The following is a 16336-nucleotide window of genomic DNA, read 5'->3' on the forward strand; positions in this document are numbered from 1 at the left end:
CGGAAGAATGTCTTCCGTTCCTTTTTTGGAAAATAATTAAAAATTATTCACCTAATGCTTTAAGACCATCATTTAATACTTGTTTCAAAGTAGCAGCTGAATCAGTCATACGTTTAGATTCAACATCACTTAAAGGTACTTCGATGATTTGTGCAAGACCTTGGCCATTAACAACACCTGGTGTACCGATATAAATATCGTTCAAACCATATTGTCCGTCCATGTATGCACTAACAGGTAATACGGCATTTTCGTCACGCAAAATTGCTTTTGAAAGACGAGCTAATGCTGTACCAATACCGTAGAATGTTGCGCCTTTTTTGTTGATAATTTCGTAAGCTTTGTTACGAACGTCATCTTCAATTTTAGCAAGTTGGTCATCAGAAATGTTGTTAGCTTTTGCCCAATCTAAGAATGGAAGACCACCAACAGTTGCAGCTGAGTAAGCAGCAAATTCTGTATCGCCATGTTCGCCCATCATGTAAGCATGGATTGAACGAGGATCTGTAATGTCAGTTAATTTGCTTAAAGCAACACGTAAACGTGAAGTATCAAGTGAAGTACCTGAACCAATAACACGATCTTTAGGGAAACCAGAGAATTTCATTGTTGCGTAAGTTAAAATATCAACTGGGTTAGCAGCAACTAAGAAAATACCTTTAAATCCAGATTCAACGATTGGAGATACGATACTTTTCAAGATGTTTAAGTTTTTGTTTACAAGGTCAAGGCGTGTTTCACCTGGTTTTTGTGGAGCACCAGCAGTGATAACGACAAGATCTGCATCTTCACAGTCAGAGTATTCTGCTGAGTAGATACGTTTAGGAAATGCGAATGGTGTTGCATCTTCTAAATCTAAAGCATCTCCGACAGTGCGATCTTTCGCAACATCGATGATACCGAATTCTTCGCCGACACCTTGGAGTGTCATTGCGAATGCGTAACTAGAACCTACGGCGCCATCGCCGACTAAGATAACTTTTTGATGATTTTCTGTTTTTGTCAAAATAATTCATCCTTTCAGAGCTATAATTATTACTGAATAATTATAACATGTTTGTTTGTGAAAAAACATACTAGATGAGAGAGTTCTTTCACAAAATTTTCATAAATCGAGTATGGTATAATAGTTGAAAGAAAAGAATAGGGTCGAAATGCTGGGTAAGTTGAATAAACTTGCCCAGATGTTTGCGTTTATTTAAAGGAGAAATTAAAATGAAAATGATAGTCGGTTTAGGAAATATTGGGCAAAAGTATGATGGAACAAGACACAATGTCGGATTCGCTACAGTAGATGTATTTGCAAAACAACATAATGCCGATTTTGGATCTAGCAAGTATGAAGCGCAAGTGGCATCGTTTAATTTAAATGGTGAAAAAATTGTCTTAGTTAAACCATCTACTTATATGAATGATTCAGGTCGAGCTGTTAGACCGTTGATGGATTTCTATAAAATTGATGTTTCAGACATCCTTATTGTGAACGATGATCTTGATTTAGAAGTTGGTCGGATTCGATTACGTCAAAAAGGATCAGCAGGCGGACATAATGGTTTGAAAAGCATTATCGCACATACAGGAACACAGGAATTTAAACGTATTAAAATTGGTATTGACCATCCAGACAAAGTTTCTGTCGTAGATTGGGTATTAACGAAATTTTCTAAAAACCAAGAAAAAGACTTAGGTGATGCAATCAATACAGCAACTTTAGCAATTGAGGATTGGTTGGAAACAGATGATTTTATGAATACGATGAACAAGTATAACCATAAATAAGAAAAAGCTGTTTAGAAAAGGGTAAAGGGTAGAATAATGAATTTAGAAGCAATGATGCAGACTGTTCCTGGTGTAGATAACTGGCTAACAAATATTGAACCTAATACAAGACAATTGTTAACTGGACTAACGGGTTCAGCTAAAACATTGATGTTAGCTACTATTTTTAAAGATAAAAAAAAATCTATGTTGGTTGTGACAGATAATTTATTTCATGCAACACAATTAAATGAAGATTTAACTAACTTTATTAATGAAGAAGATGTGCTTACATTCCCAGTTGAAGAATTATTAGCTGCAGAACTGGCAACAAGTTCACCAGAATCTAAAAGTGAACGTGTCCAAACGCTTCAGGCTCTATTAGAAGGAACACCAAAGATTGTTGTAACATCAATCTCGGGGTTACGACGTTTTCTAGCACCTGTTTCAACGTGGAAACAAGCAACATTAAACTTAGCTGTTGGAAAAGATATTGATTTGAAAGCCACGGAAACTCAACTCTTTACGATGGGCTATCAACGTCAAAAGTTGGTTGAACGTCCTGGGGATTTTGCTGTACGTGGTTCTATCTTGGATATTTACCCATTGACCGTAGAAAACCCAATTAGACTAGATTTATTTGATACGGAAATAGATTCATTACGTTATTTTGATGTGACTAATCAACGAAGCTTAGAGAATGTGGACCAGATTCAAATTATACCCGCGACAGATTTTATTGCGACTGACGCTATGCTATTGGAAGCTAGTCAAACATTAAAAAAAGCGTATGGTGTTGAATATAAGCGATTAGATAATGATGATCAAGAGCGATTAGAATCAAATATTATGCCGCTTATGAGTGATTTTGAAAAAGGACGCTTAGCTCCGGAACATTTATTATTTAGCGATATTATTTATCAAGGTAAAACAAGTCTGTTAGATTACTTGGGTAGCAATGGTTTAATTGTAATGGACGATTATCCGAGATTATTAGAAGCTGAAAAGACGCTTAAACTAGATGAAGATAACTGGATGGCAGATAAGTTAAAAACACATCAAGTTTTGTCTACAAGTGTTTTTGGATTTGAATTACGAGATTTATTGAAAAATGAATCGCATGCTGAATTATTTCTGGCTCATTTTCAAAAAGGAATGGGTCACCTCAAATTTAATCAATTGATTGATGTACCAGGACATGCCATGCAACAATTTTTTAGCCAAATGCCATTACTTAAAACAGAAATGGATCGTTGGTTAAAAAAGAAACAGACTATTATTGTTATGGTTCAAGATAAAGAGCGACTTGATAAAGTCTCACAAACCTTGGATGATTTTGAGATTCCTTCTATCATGACGACTTTGGATAGCCTACAGTTAGGAAAAGTTCAGGTAGTAGAAGGTAACTTACAAGCTGGATTTGAATTGCCAATGGCAAACTTAGTTGTTGTGACAGAACATGAAATGTTTAACAAAGTCACTAAAAAACGTCCAAAACGCCAAACATTAGCGAATGCAGAACGCCTTAAAAGTTATCAAGATTTGAAACCAGGAGACTATGTGGTCCATGTTAATCATGGTATTGGACAGTTTATTGGAATGGAAACATTAGAAGTCGATGGTAAACATCAAGATTATATGACAATTTCTTATCGGGATGAAGCTAAATTATTTATTCCAGTAACCCAATTAAACATGGTTCAAAAGTATGTTTCTTCTGAATCTAAGTCACCTAGAATTAACAAATTGGGTGGTACTGAATGGACCAAAACGAAAAATAAAGTTGCTGCTAAAATTGAAGATATTGCTGATGATTTAGTTGCATTGTATGCTGAACGTGAAGCAGAAGTTGGATTTCAATTTTCAAAGGACAACGATTATCAGATGGAATTTGAAAATGCATTTCCATACTCTGAAACTGAAGATCAAATTAGAAGTTCAAATGAAATTAAGCACGATATGGAACAAAAGAAACCAATGGATCGTTTATTGATTGGTGATGTAGGTTTTGGGAAAACAGAAGTCGCGTTACGTGCCGCTTTTAAAGCCATTCAAGATAATAAACAGGTTGCTTTATTAGTGCCTACAACGGTGTTAGCGCAACAACATTACGAAACAATGATTAATCGATTCGAAGGATTTCCAGTTGAAATTGGGATTTTATCTCGTTTTAGAACAAAGAAACAACTTAAAGAAACAACTGATAAAATGGCTAGTGGTGCATTAGATATTGTCGTTGGGACACATCGAATTTTATCGAAAGATATTCAATTTGCTGATTTAGGATTGTTAATTGTTGATGAAGAGCAACGGTTTGGTGTGAAACATAAAGAACGACTCAAAGAGTTTAAGTCACAAGTGGACGTCTTAACGTTAACGGCAACGCCAATCCCAAGGACACTTAATATGTCGATGCTTGGGGTTCGCGATTTATCAGTAATTGAAACGGCACCATTGAACCGTTACCCAATTCAAACTTATGTAATGGAACAAAATGGTGGAACTATTCGAGATGGAATACAACGTGAACTTCAACGTGGTGGACAAGTTTTTTATTTGCATAATCGAGTTGAAGATATTGAAAAAGTAGTTTCAGAAATTGAGATTATGGTTCCTGAAGCTAGTGTCGCGTATATCCATGGTCAAATGACTGAAAATCAATTAGAAAATGTCTTGTATGATTTCATTCAAGGTGTCTATGATGTGTTGGTAACAACGACAATTATTGAAACGGGCGTAGATATTTCTAATGCTAATACATTATTTGTCGAAAATGCTGACCACATGGGATTGGCGCAACTTTACCAGTTACGTGGTCGTGTTGGTCGTAGTAGTCGAATTGCGTATGCCTACTTTATGTATAAACCTAATAAGGTTTTGACTGAAGTGAGCGAAAAACGCTTAGAAGCAATCAAAGACTTCACCGAATTGGGTTCTGGATTTAAAATTGCTATGCGAGATTTATCTATTCGTGGAGCAGGAAATCTATTGGGCCGACAACAACATGGTTTCATTGATTCTGTTGGATATGATTTATATACACAGATGTTGACAGAAGCTGTGAATAAAAAACAAGGTAAAAAAGCTGAGCCTAAATCAGATTCTGAAATTGACATTAATATTGAAGCTTATTTACCATCATCTTACATTGATGATCAGCGTCAAAAAATTGAAATTTATAAACGTATTCGACAGCTTGATAATTATGATCAATATTTGGAAGTACAAGGTGATTTAATTGATCGTTTCGGCGAATTTCCAACTGAAGTGAATAACTTAATGGAAATTGGCTTACTTAAATTATTTGCCGATAAGGCATTAGTTGATAAAATTAAAAAAGATAAAGACCAGTTAATTGTTTCTGTTTCAGAAAAAGGAACGACATTGCTGGGTACGGAAGCAATTTTCATGGCATTATCAGCAACAAAATTAAAAGCGTCATTAAAAACTCAGGGCAAACAAATGCGTGTGATTTTAGTGATTCAACCTAAGATGACTGAGACTGACTGGTTGATTGAATTACAAAACTTTATTCAAGCGTTAAGCGAATCCGTTGGGTCAGTGACTGCAGCTAACTAATAAAAAAGGAATCGAAATGATATGGGAAATAAGCAACTTAGACATTTAATGCGTGGTGCAATGATTCTATCGATTGCCTCACTAATTGCCAAGATTTTGAGTGCCATTTACCGAGTGCCATTCCAAAATTTAGTCGGAGATACGGGCTTCTATATTTATCAGCAAGTTTATCCTATTTATGGGATAGGGATGACTTTTGCTTTGACTGGATTTCCCGTCTACATTAGTAAGTTAATTGCTGAAGAGCCTTCGAAAGAAGATAAAATAAAATTGTCTCATGATATATTTATTGTTTTAAGTATATTTAGTTTAGTTATCTTTTCTGGCTTACAATTAGGAGCTTCATGGATTGCGACAGCTATGGGTGATGGACAGTTAGCAGGCTTAATTAAAAGTGTTTCATTTATGTTCTTATTTTTACCTGTTTTAGCAGTGGGACGTGGTTATTATCAAGGTATTTTTGAAATGAACAAAACTGCTGTCTCCCAAGTTGTTGAACAACTATTACGTGTTGGACTCATTATTTTAGCGGCATACATTGCGGTTGAAAATAATATGTCATTATATTCGATGGGAGCATGGGCAATGTTTGGGGCAACTATTGGTGCTATTGGCGCAAGTGTTTCTTTTATTCACTTTTACAGGGTTGAATTTAGGAAGACTAGGCTTCAAACAAACTGGCAAAGATTACTGATAACCTCTAAAAAATTATTTTCGGAGGGTCTTATCATCTGTCTATTTGCAGCAATGATGGTGCTATTACAATTAGTTGATTCATTCACAGTGAAAAACGGATTAGTGCACTTTGGTTATTCAAATAATATTGCAAAATCGTTAAAAGGAGTCTATGACCGTGCACAGCCTTTAGTACAACTTGGACTAGTTATTTCTGTTGGGTTCTCTTCGATGTTATTGCCATCTCTGGCTTCGGCCCGTCGTGAAAACCGAAAAAAGGATTTTCAACGATATGCTGGGATGTTAGTGCACATAACGGTGGCGTTATCGATGGCGGCAACCATCGGACTGATTGCTGTTATGCCACTTGTTAACCAATCTTTATTTGGGGATCAACTTCAAAATGGTACATTATCGGTTTATATGTTTAGTATTTTCTTAGCAGCAGTTATTGGAACATACAACAGCGTCCTACAGAGTCTGGGATTGTATCGTACGTCAGTCATTGCTTTGATTATCGGATTGTTACTTAAAATGAGTATTAATTTTTACCTAGTTTCTATATTAGGAACAGTTGGAGCAAGTATTGCGACAATCTTAAGTTTATTACTTGTATTAATTGCCATGTGGGTTATGTCACCCAGTGAGATTAGACAGTTACTAATTGATCCCAAATTTATGATGAAATTAACTTTAATTTGTGTAATTATGGGAATTGTGGTTTATTTATTAGATAATCAGTTAATTAATTGGACGAATGACAAGCGATTGTTGAGTGGCATTATAGCGCTCGTTTCTGGATCTATTGGTGCTGGAATATTTGGTGGTTTAGCAGTTAAATGGGAATTATTTTCGATTCGAGAATGGCTAAGCTTTCCATTTGGAAAACGTATTTTAAAAAAATTTATAAGATAAATAAAGGGGATTAACTAATGAGATTAGATAAATTTTTAAAAGTGTCACGTATTATTAAACGTCGTACAGTTGCAAAAGAAATTGCAGATAAGGGTCGAATTATGATTAATGATAAAATGGCAAAATCTTCAACAGATGTTGTTGTTGGGGATGAGTTAACAATCCAATTTGGTAATAAAACGCTGACTGTTCGAGTTATGGCGCTTAAAGAAACAACGAAAAAAGCAGAATCAATTGATTTATATGAAGTTGTTTCTGAAGTTTATACAGAAGAAAGTCGATAATTATCGATTTTTAATTGGAGTCCTTTATTGGGTTAGGAGACAAGATGGCCGATAATAAATCGAAAATTAAATTTTTAGATAATGATTTTATGAAAGCTAATAAAACAGAAAGAAAAAAAGATCAACGATTGGTAACTATTCACCGCCGCCGTATGATTGGATTAGGAGCTGTTTTAATAATTATAATCATTTTCTTTAGCGTACAGTTAATTTCAACCAAGCTTAAGGTTGCACATTATAAGCAAGAAACAGCAGTTGAACAAACGAAATTAAAAAAAGCTAAAGCAAATCAAAAAGATCTTAAATTTCAAATTAAACAATTAAATGATAACGATTATTTATTAAAATTAATTCGTGAAAAATATTATTTCTCTAAAAAAGGTGAAACTGTCTATAGTTTTCCTAGTGATAAAGCAAATTTAAAAAACTAATCAATCAGGGATAGAATTACCCGTGATTTAACTTTGTATCAAGGTTTATAGCGTGGTATACTAGTATGGTATATATATCTAAGGAGGAACAACTTTTTTATGTCTATTGAAGTCGGAGAGAAAGTTTCAGGTAAAGTTTCAGGAATTACAAATTTCGGTGCATTTATTGATTTGGGTGACAGAAAAACAGGATTAGTACATATTAGTGAAGTTTCTGATGGATTCATCAAAGATATTCATGATGCACTAACTGTTGGGGATGAAGTCACAGTTAAAGTTTTATCCATTGGCGACGATGGTAAGATAAGTTTATCAATACGAAAAGCTGTTGATAAGCCTCAAGTAACAGAAACAAAATCTCGTCCACAGAAAACATTTAATAAAGATACTCGCGCATCGACTGGTTCTCGTCCATCAAATGGTGGTAAGAATCGCTATCAGACTAAAAAAGTTGAACCTCAAAAAGATGACTTCGATTCATTGTTGTCAGGCTTTTTGAAAGATAGTGAAGATCGGTTAGTTTCATTAAAGAGAAGTACTGAAGGTAAGCGCGGTGGCCGTGGTGGCCGACGTAATTAATAACGAATTTTAAAGATGAGTGGTTGAAATGAAAATTTTAAACCACTCTTTTTTTAATGAAAAAAGGAGAAAAGTTTTGCTGAATACAAGATTTGAGGCTCAATATCGGCTACTTGGTAGTCCTGAAAAAATTCTGGTTGCTGTTTCAACAGGTGTTGATTCAATGGTCCTCATGGATTTGTTGCAACGATTACCAGATGAAATCCGGCCTGAGATAGGCGTTGCCTACATTGACCATCAATTAAGAGAGCAGAGCCGTATTGAAACTGAGTTCATCGAAAAGTATTGTCTAGATCATCAATTTAAATTATATAAAAAAGTTTGGCCAGTACATGAACATGGATTAAATGGTATTGAAAATGCAGCGCGCAAAATGAGATATGATTTTTTTGAGCAAATAATGGTATCAGAAACTTATGCAACGTTAATGACAGCGCATCAAGCAGATGACCAGCTCGAAACACTTGTTATGAAAGGAATTCGTGGCGGAGATATCAGACAGTTAACGGGTATCAGTCAAACTAGATCATTTGGACCAGGGATGTTAGTTAGACCGTTACTTTTGTTCACAAAACAGGCTATTCGGCAGTACGCAAAGCATGAAAACATTGTTTTTTTTGAAGATGAAACGAATCAATTAAGTGATTTTTTTAGAAATCGAGTTAGAAAAGAAATTATACCGAAAATGCTTGAAAATAATAAACAAGTAATTAAGCATGCACAAAGTTATGCAGATCAGTTAACGAACCTATTAGATTTAGCAGATGAAGCAATTAGTGAAAAAATAAAAGAAATCAAATATGCTTCAGGATTTAAAATAAAAATGTGGACCACGTTGGAAACAAGGTGGCAAAAGCCGATATTGAAAAAAATCGCTGAAGAACATGGTGTTTTCTTAAAAGAAGACCAAATACAGCAAATTAGCCAGTTACTGCTGAATGAAAAAAAACCACAGGGTGAACTTAATTTAGGTGATGATCAATTATTTGTTAAAAAATATGAGTACATGGATTTCATTCAAAAAGAGAAAATAATTGAAAGTACTTCTGAAAAAATAATACTCGGTATGAATTCATGGGTTAATTTAAATAATAATGAAAAAATTGGCGTATTTAAAGCTGAAGAGATTAATCTAGATGAAGTAACTATAAAAGATTATATGATGGTTGATCACTCTATTGTTGAAGAGGGGCTTAGCTTGAGACATCGGTTGCCAGGCGATTATATCGACATAGGAAATAGTGCAAAACAAAAAATAAAAAAAATATTTATTGATCAAAAAATAAGTAGTAATGACCGTAATCAGGCTTGGGTATTAGAAACTAATACTAAGCGAATCATTTGGTTAATAAATTATAAAAAATCTCAATTGTCAGACACCGTTGAAACTGATAAAATACAAGACATAATCGTTTTAAAAAAACAAGGTCAGGGAAGAGGCTAAAGTGTATGGATGAAGATATCAAAAAAGTTCTTTACAGTGAGCAAGAAATTCAAGATGTTACTCGGCGATTAGGAAAACAGATTACCGCTGATTATCAAGGCAAAAATCCATTGCTTGTTTGTATATTAAAGGGCGCCTATCTTTTTATGGCTGACATTGCTAAAAATGTTGCAGATTATGCAGAAGTTGATTTTATGAATGTTTCGAGCTATGGGGATGGTACCGTATCAACTGGTGAGATTAAGATTATCAAAGATTTAGATATTGATGTTAAAGGCAGAGATGTGATTATTGTTGAAGATATCGTGGATACAGGACAAACTTTAGCTTACTTAATCGATCTGTTTAACAATAGAAATGTAAAATCTGTTAAGGTTTGTTCGTTGTTGGACAAACCAGAAGGTCGTAAAGTGACTGTTAACGTTGATTATGCAGGATTTGAAGTTCCAAATGAATTTGTAGTTGGTTATGGATTAGATTATGCTGAAAAATATAGGAACTTACCATATATTGGCGTCTTGAAACCTGAAATTTATACAGAGTAAAATAATGGTCAAAGAATGTCAATTGTGATATAGTGTATCCTATTCAAACGATAGTTGAAATAAAAATAAAGAAAAACGGGCAGGAGAGTAGATATGAAAAACAATCCTAAAAATGGACTTTTTAAAAATAGTTTATTTTACATAGTTATCATGCTTGGGATAATGGGTGTAATGTACTTCTTTTTTGATGGAAACAGCAAAACGGAAACACAAGAAATTCAATCAAGTGAATTTGTCTCAAAATTACAATCAAACCAAGTGAAATCATTTGATATTCAACCATCAGGTGGTGTCTACAAAATAACAGGGACTTATAAGAAAGCTCAAACAGAAAAGAGCAAGGATACTGGGTTCTCATTAATTCCAGCTTCAAAGAAAACAACAAAAGTTAAAAACTTTACGTCAACAGTTATTCAAAATGATTCAAATATGGCACAAATTTTGAAATCATCTGAAGCAACAAAGACAAAAATGGATACAAAAGAAGAACAATCAGATAGTATCTGGTTGCAATTAGCAATTACGGTTATTCCACTTGTATTAATGGTCGGCTTTTTCTATCTTATGATGGGACAAGCAGGACAAGGTGGCGGTGGTGGCGGTAAGGTGATGAACTTTGGTAAATCAAAAACAAAACCTTCCGAGAAAAAAGATAATAAAGTTCGTTTTGCTGATGTTGCCGGTGCAGAAGAAGAAAAGCAAGAACTTGTTGAAGTTGTTGAATTCTTAAAATCACCACGCAAATTTGCTGATTTAGGCGCTCGAATCCCATCAGGTGTTCTCCTAGAGGGACCTCCTGGTACTGGTAAAACTTTACTCGCAAAAGCAGTAGCTGGTGAAGCTGAAGTACCATTTTATTCAATTTCCGGTTCTGATTTCGTAGAAATGTTTGTCGGTGTTGGGGCAAGTCGTGTACGTGATTTGTTCGAAAATGCTAAGAAAACTGCACCATCAATTATCTTTATTGATGAAATTGATGCTGTCGGACGTCGTCGTGGCTCTGGTACAGGTGGCGGTAATGATGAACGTGAACAAACATTGAACCAATTACTTGTTGAAATGGATGGATTTACGGGTACAGAAGGTGTGATTGTAATTGCAGCTACTAACCGTTCGGATGTTCTGGATCCAGCACTTTTACGTCCTGGTCGTTTTGATCGTAAAGTTTTAGTAGGTCGCCCAGATGTTAAGGGTCGTGAGGCTATTCTTAATGTTCATGCAAAAAACAAACCGTTAGCATCTGATGTTGATTTAAAAGTTATTGCTAAGCAGACACCTGGATTTGTTGGTGCTGATTTAGAAAATCTTTTAAATGAAGCTGCATTATTAGCTGCTCGTCGTAATAAATCAAAAATTGATGCAAGCGATATGGATGAAGCTGAGGATCGTGTTATTGCGGGACCAGCAAAACGTGATCGTACGATTAATGAAAAAGAACGTCAAACAGTTGCATTCCATGAAGCCGGACATACAATTGTTGGATTAGTCCTAAATGATGCTAGAGTTGTTCACAAAGTAACAATTGTCCCTCGAGGTCGTGCTGGCGGTTACGCAATCATGTTACCAAAAGAAGATCAAATGTTATTGTCTAAAAAAGATATGAGTGAACAAATTGCTGGATTAATGGGTGGACGTGCAGCTGAAGAAATTGTTTACAATGAACAATCTTCAGGCGCATCAAACGATTTCCAACAAGCAACACAAATGGCTCGCTCAATGGTTACTGAATATGGAATGAGTGAAAAACTCGGACCTGTTCAATTAGAAGGCAATAGCCAAATGTTCGCTGGTGGTTCAGGTCAACCAAGTGCTGCTTACTCAAGCAATACGGCTGACATTATTGATTCTGAGGTTCGTCGTCTATCTGAAGAAGGTATGAAACTTGCTAAAGAAATTATTGAAGCACATAGAGAACAGCATAAATTGATTGCTGATAAGTTATTAGAATTTGAAACACTTGATGAAAAAGAAATTTTAAGCTTGTTCGAAGATGGCAAAATGCCAGAAAAAGACGATGCAAATGAATTTCCGAGTGAAAAAGATGGTTCTTTTGAAGCAACAAAAAAAGAATTAGAACGTAAAGATGCAAAAAAAATAGCTGAAGAAACAGATGAAGTTGATTTATCTAAAACGGTTGTTTTTTACCCCAAAGTGAATAAAGACGATAAATAATCGTTACTTAAGAACTCCGATGGATTATCTATCGGAGTTCTTGTTGGTCTAAAATGAATTATTTAAGGAGAAAACGAATGAAAGATTATCTTGTAAAAAGTTTGGCCTTTGACGGTAAATTAAGAGTATATGCTGTTACTGCGACAAATACGGTTGCTGAAGCACAAAGGAGACATGACACATGGAGCGCAGCATCAGCTGCACTTGGGCGGAGCCTAATAGGAACATTATTACTAAGTACATCTACATTGTCAGCCGATGAAAAAATGACCGTTAAAATTAATGGTGATGGGCCAGTTGGTGCTATCGTAATTGATGGTAACGCTGATGGAACAGTTAAAGGATATCTGAGTGAACCCCACGTTCATTTACCATTAAATGAAAAAAATAAAATTGATGTTAAAGGTGCCGTTGGAACAACTGGATCAATGGCAGTAACAAAAGATATGGGTATGAAGGAACCGTTTACGGGACAAGTCCCATTGGTTTCAGGTGAACTTGGCGAAGACTTTACTTACTATTTAGCTAAATCAGAGCAGATTCCATCATCAGTTGGATTATCTGTATTTGTGAACACGGACAATACAATCGAAGTGGCCGGTGGGTTTATGATTCAAGTAATGCCTGGCGCAACTGATGAAGTTATCGATAATTTAGAAAAAAAATTAGCAGAAATGCCTATGATTTCAGAATTGCTAAGAGATGGTAAAACGCCAGAAGATATTATATATCTGATGTTTGGTAAAGAAAATGTTAATATCTTGGATACAATGCCAGTTGCGTTCGAATGTGATTGTTCAAAAGATAAATTTTACGGTTCATTAGCTAGTTTGCCAAAAAGCGATATCACTGAAATGATCGAATTGGATCATGGTGCCGAAGCTGTTTGTCGTTTTTGTGGAAATCGATATCAATATTCTGAAAATGAATTAATGAAATTATTAGAGGGTTCAGCTAAATAAATTTTATCAATATATGATTTGTGTTATGATACTAAACAATAGTAAGTGTAAAAAACGATGAGGTGAATAGAATGGAATGGAAAATTGGCGATATATTAATTCCTAATCAAGTAGTTGTTGCACCTATGGCAGGTGTAACAAATGCGGCATTCAGAATGATTTGTAAGGATTTTGGTGCTGGATTAGTAGTTTGTGAAATGATTTCTGATAAAGGAATCCAATTTAGAAATAAAAAAACGTTGAGCATGTTGTTTGTAGATCCAAGAGAACATCCAGTTAGCGTTCAAATTTTTGGCGGAGATAAGGAAACATTGGTTGCTGCTGCTAAGTTTGTTGAAGAACACACGTCAGCCGACATAGTCGATATTAATATGGGTTGCCCTGTACCTAAAGTAACAAAAACAGACGCAGGCGCACGTTGGTTGCTTGATCCAGATAAAGTATACGAAATGGTTGATGCGGTTACTAATGAGCTGTCAATTCCGGTAACAGTTAAAATGAGAACAGGCTGGGACGAAGATCATATTTTAGCAGTTGAAAATGCCTTAGCTGCTGAACAAGGTGGTGCAGCTGCACTTGCAATGCACGGAAGAACACGTTTCCAGTTGTATAATGGTAAAGCAGATTGGAATATTTTACATGAAGTTAAAAGTAATTTAAAAACAATTCCTTTTATGGGTAATGGTGATATTAAAACGCCACAAGATGCAAAGAAGATGTTAGATGAAGTCGGTGCCGACGCTGTTATGATAGGCCGTGCTGCATTAGGAAATCCGTGGATGATTAGGCAGACAGCAACGTACCTTGAAACAGGTGAACTCATTGCTGAACCTTCAGCATCTGATAAAATTTTAGTTGCTAAAGAACACTTGCACGCACTTTGCCAGATAAAGGGTGAGGTTATTGGACCTAAAGAATTCAGAAGTCAAGCAGCATACTACTTAAAAGGTATTTCGCGTTCAGCTCGTGCTAAAGCAGCATTGAATGAAGCAAATTCAGAAGCTACTATGATAACGATATTTGATAAATTTTTAGAAGATACAAAAGAACGTGAATTCAAATTAATGCAAAAAGAAGCATAGAATTAGTTGCATTTTATTGGGTTAATTGGCATGATAGTAAGTGAAATATGTAATTAAGTGAGGGATATAATATGGTAAAGCAAGAACAAAGTATGAATGATCAATTAAAGGTACGTCGTGAAAAAGTTGTTGAACTTCGCGAAGCAGGGGTCGATCCATTTGGACACCGCTTTGAACGTAAAGACATGACTAAAGCATTACATGATAAGTATGATGCATTAACTAAAGAAGAACTTGATGGTATGGATATCCAAGCTACTATCGCAGGTAGATTAATGTCTAAACGTGGTAAAGGTAAAGTGAGTTTCGCTGATATTCAGGATAAAGATGGACGTTTACAATTATATGTCCGTAAAGATGTTGTAGGTGAAGATACATATCATATCTTTAAACGTTCAGATATTGGTGATTTTGTTGGTATAACAGGTGATGTTATGAAAACAGATATGGGTGAATTAACGATTCGCCCAACAGAAGTTACTTTCCTATCAAAAGCATTACGACCATTACCAGATAAATTTCATGGTTTGCAAAATGTAGAACAAATCTATAGACAAAGATATCTTGATTTAATCACAAATCGTGAAAGCTTTGATCGATTTATGAAACGTAGTCAAATTATTTCAGCTGTAAGACGTTATTTAGATGGTAATGGATATATTGAGGTTGAAACGCCAGTACTGCATAACCAAGCAGGTGGAGCATCAGCTAAACCATTTACAACACATCATAATGCGTTAGATATTGAACTATACTTGAGAATTGCACTAGAATTACATTTAAAACGACTTATCGTTGGTGGAATGGAAAAAGTATACGAAATTGGTCGAGTGTTCCGTAATGAAGGAATTGATACAAAACATAATCCTGAGTTTACAATGCTTGAAACGTACGTTGCATACTATGACTTCCATGATGTAATGGATGAAACTGAAGGCATTTTTAAAGCAGTCGCAGATGTAATTTCAAATGACGGAATTATTGAATATGATGGAAAAAAAGTAGATTTTAATAAAAAATTTGCAAGAGTTCATATGGTAGATGCTATTAAGTCCGTAACTGGAGTGGATTTTTGGAAAGAAATGTCAGTTGAAGAAGCACAAAAATTGGCAGATGAACATCATGTTAAATATGAAACATATTGGAAAGTTGGCCATATCATTAATGAATTTTTCGAAAAATTTGTTGAAGATACAATTGTTGATCCTACTTTTGTTTATGGACATCCTTTAGAAATTTCGCCTTTAGCAAAGAAAAATGAAGATGATCCAAGATTTACGGATCGTTTTGAAATGTATATTTTAGGTACAGAATATGCTAATGCATTTACTGAGTTAAATGACCCCATTGATCAAAGAGAGCGATTTGAGTCCCAAGTTGAAGAACGTGAAGATGGTAACGATGAAGCGGAAGGAATCGATGAAGATTTCATTGAAGCACTCGAATATGGTATGCCACCAACAGGTGGTTTAGGAATTGGAATAGATAGGTTGGTTATGTTAATGACTGATGCACAATCTATCAGAGATGTGTTATTATTTCCAACTATGAGACCAGATGATAATCAATAAATATTTTTAAATTATTTTATAGGATTATTTTTGATGAATAATATTATATGAGAGTATTGTCGCTATGTGACAATACTCTTTTTTTACTTTTATTTCAGCAGTAAAAGTAATAATAAAACACGATGTACACGTTTACATTCATTGATTTAGATTTAATTTAAATAAAGGCTTGACGAAGGTGATTATTCTTGGTAAAGTAATAAACGTTGCTTCAGTAGTAAACAACTAATTCAAATGTGACCAGTTAATTAATTAAAAAAGTTCTTGACAATTAACGAAATCCTTGATATGATATAAAAGTTGTCAAAAGCAACCAAGTAGATCTTTGAAAACTGAACA

13 protein-coding genes are annotated in these 16336 nt (G+C 34.9%); 12 read left to right on the forward strand and 1 reads right to left on the reverse strand.

The window, feature by feature from the left end; all coding sequences use genetic code 11:
• Positions 1–43 precede the first annotated feature (43 nt).
• Positions 44–1006, reverse strand: coding sequence for an L-lactate dehydrogenase (locus AC1RP4_RS01760; RefSeq protein ID WP_409021585.1), 963 nt, complete (start codon positions 1004–1006; stop codon positions 44–46).
• Positions 1007–1215: 209 nt separating this feature from the next.
• Here AC1RP4_RS01760 and pth point away from each other — a divergent pair, with 209 nt between their 5' ends.
• The 12 genes from pth to lysS all read left to right on the forward strand — a co-directional run bounded on the left by pth (position 1216) and on the right by lysS (position 15997).
• Positions 1216–1779, forward strand: a complete 564-nt coding sequence (gene pth / locus AC1RP4_RS01765; protein WP_409021584.1) for an aminoacyl-tRNA hydrolase — start codon at positions 1216–1218, stop codon at positions 1777–1779.
• A 36-nt stretch (positions 1780–1815) separates the two neighbouring features.
• The gene (gene mfd / locus AC1RP4_RS01770; protein WP_481760855.1) at positions 1816–5337 is read left to right on the forward strand and encodes a transcription-repair coupling factor; all 3522 of its coding nucleotides are present in this window, start codon (positions 1816–1818) and stop codon (positions 5335–5337) included.
• A gap of 21 nt (positions 5338–5358) precedes the next feature.
• Positions 5359–6927 carry a putative polysaccharide biosynthesis protein gene (locus AC1RP4_RS01775; protein WP_481760854.1) on the forward strand — a complete coding sequence of 523 codons (1569 nt, stop codon included), beginning with the start codon at positions 5359–5361 and terminating at the stop codon, positions 6925–6927.
• A gap of 17 nt (positions 6928–6944) precedes the next feature.
• Positions 6945–7211: an RNA-binding S4 domain-containing protein gene (locus AC1RP4_RS01780; protein ID WP_481760853.1), complete on the forward strand. Its 267-nt coding sequence runs from the start codon at positions 6945–6947 to the stop codon at positions 7209–7211.
• Positions 7212–7255: 44 nt separating this feature from the next.
• Positions 7256–7642, forward strand: a complete 387-nt coding sequence (locus tag AC1RP4_RS01785) for an FtsB family cell division protein (RefSeq protein WP_481760852.1) — start codon at positions 7256–7258, stop codon at positions 7640–7642.
• A 99-nt stretch (positions 7643–7741) separates the two neighbouring features.
• Entirely contained in the window at positions 7742–8221 is a 480-nt protein-coding gene (locus tag AC1RP4_RS01790) for a S1 domain-containing RNA-binding protein (protein ID WP_481760851.1), read from the forward strand.
• A 76-nt stretch (positions 8222–8297) separates the two neighbouring features.
• Positions 8298–9665 (forward strand): tRNA lysidine(34) synthetase TilS, encoded by a 1368-nt coding sequence (gene tilS / locus AC1RP4_RS01795; protein WP_481760850.1) that lies wholly within the window; start codon positions 8298–8300, stop codon positions 9663–9665.
• Between the two features lie 5 nt (positions 9666–9670).
• Positions 9671–10210: a hypoxanthine phosphoribosyltransferase gene (gene hpt, locus AC1RP4_RS01800; protein WP_409021576.1), complete on the forward strand. Its 540-nt coding sequence runs from the start codon at positions 9671–9673 to the stop codon at positions 10208–10210.
• Between the two features lie 93 nt (positions 10211–10303).
• On the forward strand, positions 10304–12382 hold the full coding sequence (gene ftsH, locus AC1RP4_RS01805) for an ATP-dependent zinc metalloprotease FtsH (protein WP_409021575.1): 2079 nt from the start codon (positions 10304–10306) through the stop codon (positions 12380–12382).
• A gap of 77 nt (positions 12383–12459) precedes the next feature.
• Positions 12460–13344 carry an Hsp33 family molecular chaperone HslO gene (gene hslO, locus AC1RP4_RS01810; protein WP_481760849.1) on the forward strand — a complete coding sequence of 295 codons (885 nt, stop codon included), beginning with the start codon at positions 12460–12462 and terminating at the stop codon, positions 13342–13344.
• Positions 13345–13415: 71 nt separating this feature from the next.
• Entirely contained in the window at positions 13416–14426 is a 1011-nt protein-coding gene (gene dusB / locus AC1RP4_RS01815) for a tRNA dihydrouridine synthase DusB (RefSeq protein WP_481760848.1), read from the forward strand.
• A 71-nt stretch (positions 14427–14497) separates the two neighbouring features.
• Entirely contained in the window at positions 14498–15997 is a 1500-nt protein-coding gene (gene lysS, locus AC1RP4_RS01820; RefSeq protein ID WP_481760847.1) for a lysine--tRNA ligase, read from the forward strand.
• Positions 15998–16336 lie beyond the last annotated feature (339 nt).

This window comes from Dellaglioa sp. CoH-56-MRSF-10 (assembly GCF_056782175.1).

Bases quoted from the DNA above. Each gene is read 5' to 3' on its own strand.
- hpt (WP_409021576.1), top strand. From the start codon at position 9,671: ATGGATGAAGATATCAAAAAAGTTCTTTACAGTGAGCAAGAAATTCAA.
- ftsH (WP_409021575.1), top strand. From the start codon at position 10,304: ATGAAAAACAATCCTAAAAATGGACTTTTTAAAAATAGTTTATTTTAC.
- AC1RP4_RS01785 (WP_481760852.1), top strand. From the start codon at position 7,256: ATGGCCGATAATAAATCGAAAATTAAATTTTTAGATAATGATTTTATG.
- AC1RP4_RS01775 (WP_481760854.1), top strand. From the start codon at position 5,359: ATGGGAAATAAGCAACTTAGACATTTAATGCGTGGTGCAATGATTCTA.
- pth (WP_409021584.1), top strand. From the start codon at position 1,216: ATGAAAATGATAGTCGGTTTAGGAAATATTGGGCAAAAGTATGATGGA.
- hslO (WP_481760849.1), top strand. From the start codon at position 12,460: ATGAAAGATTATCTTGTAAAAAGTTTGGCCTTTGACGGTAAATTAAGA.
- dusB (WP_481760848.1), top strand. From the start codon at position 13,416: ATGGAATGGAAAATTGGCGATATATTAATTCCTAATCAAGTAGTTGTT.
- AC1RP4_RS01780 (WP_481760853.1), top strand. From the start codon at position 6,945: ATGAGATTAGATAAATTTTTAAAAGTGTCACGTATTATTAAACGTCGT.
- AC1RP4_RS01790 (WP_481760851.1), top strand. From the start codon at position 7,742: ATGTCTATTGAAGTCGGAGAGAAAGTTTCAGGTAAAGTTTCAGGAATT.
- mfd (WP_481760855.1), top strand. From the start codon at position 1,816: ATGAATTTAGAAGCAATGATGCAGACTGTTCCTGGTGTAGATAACTGG.
- lysS (WP_481760847.1), top strand. From the start codon at position 14,498: ATGGTAAAGCAAGAACAAAGTATGAATGATCAATTAAAGGTACGTCGT.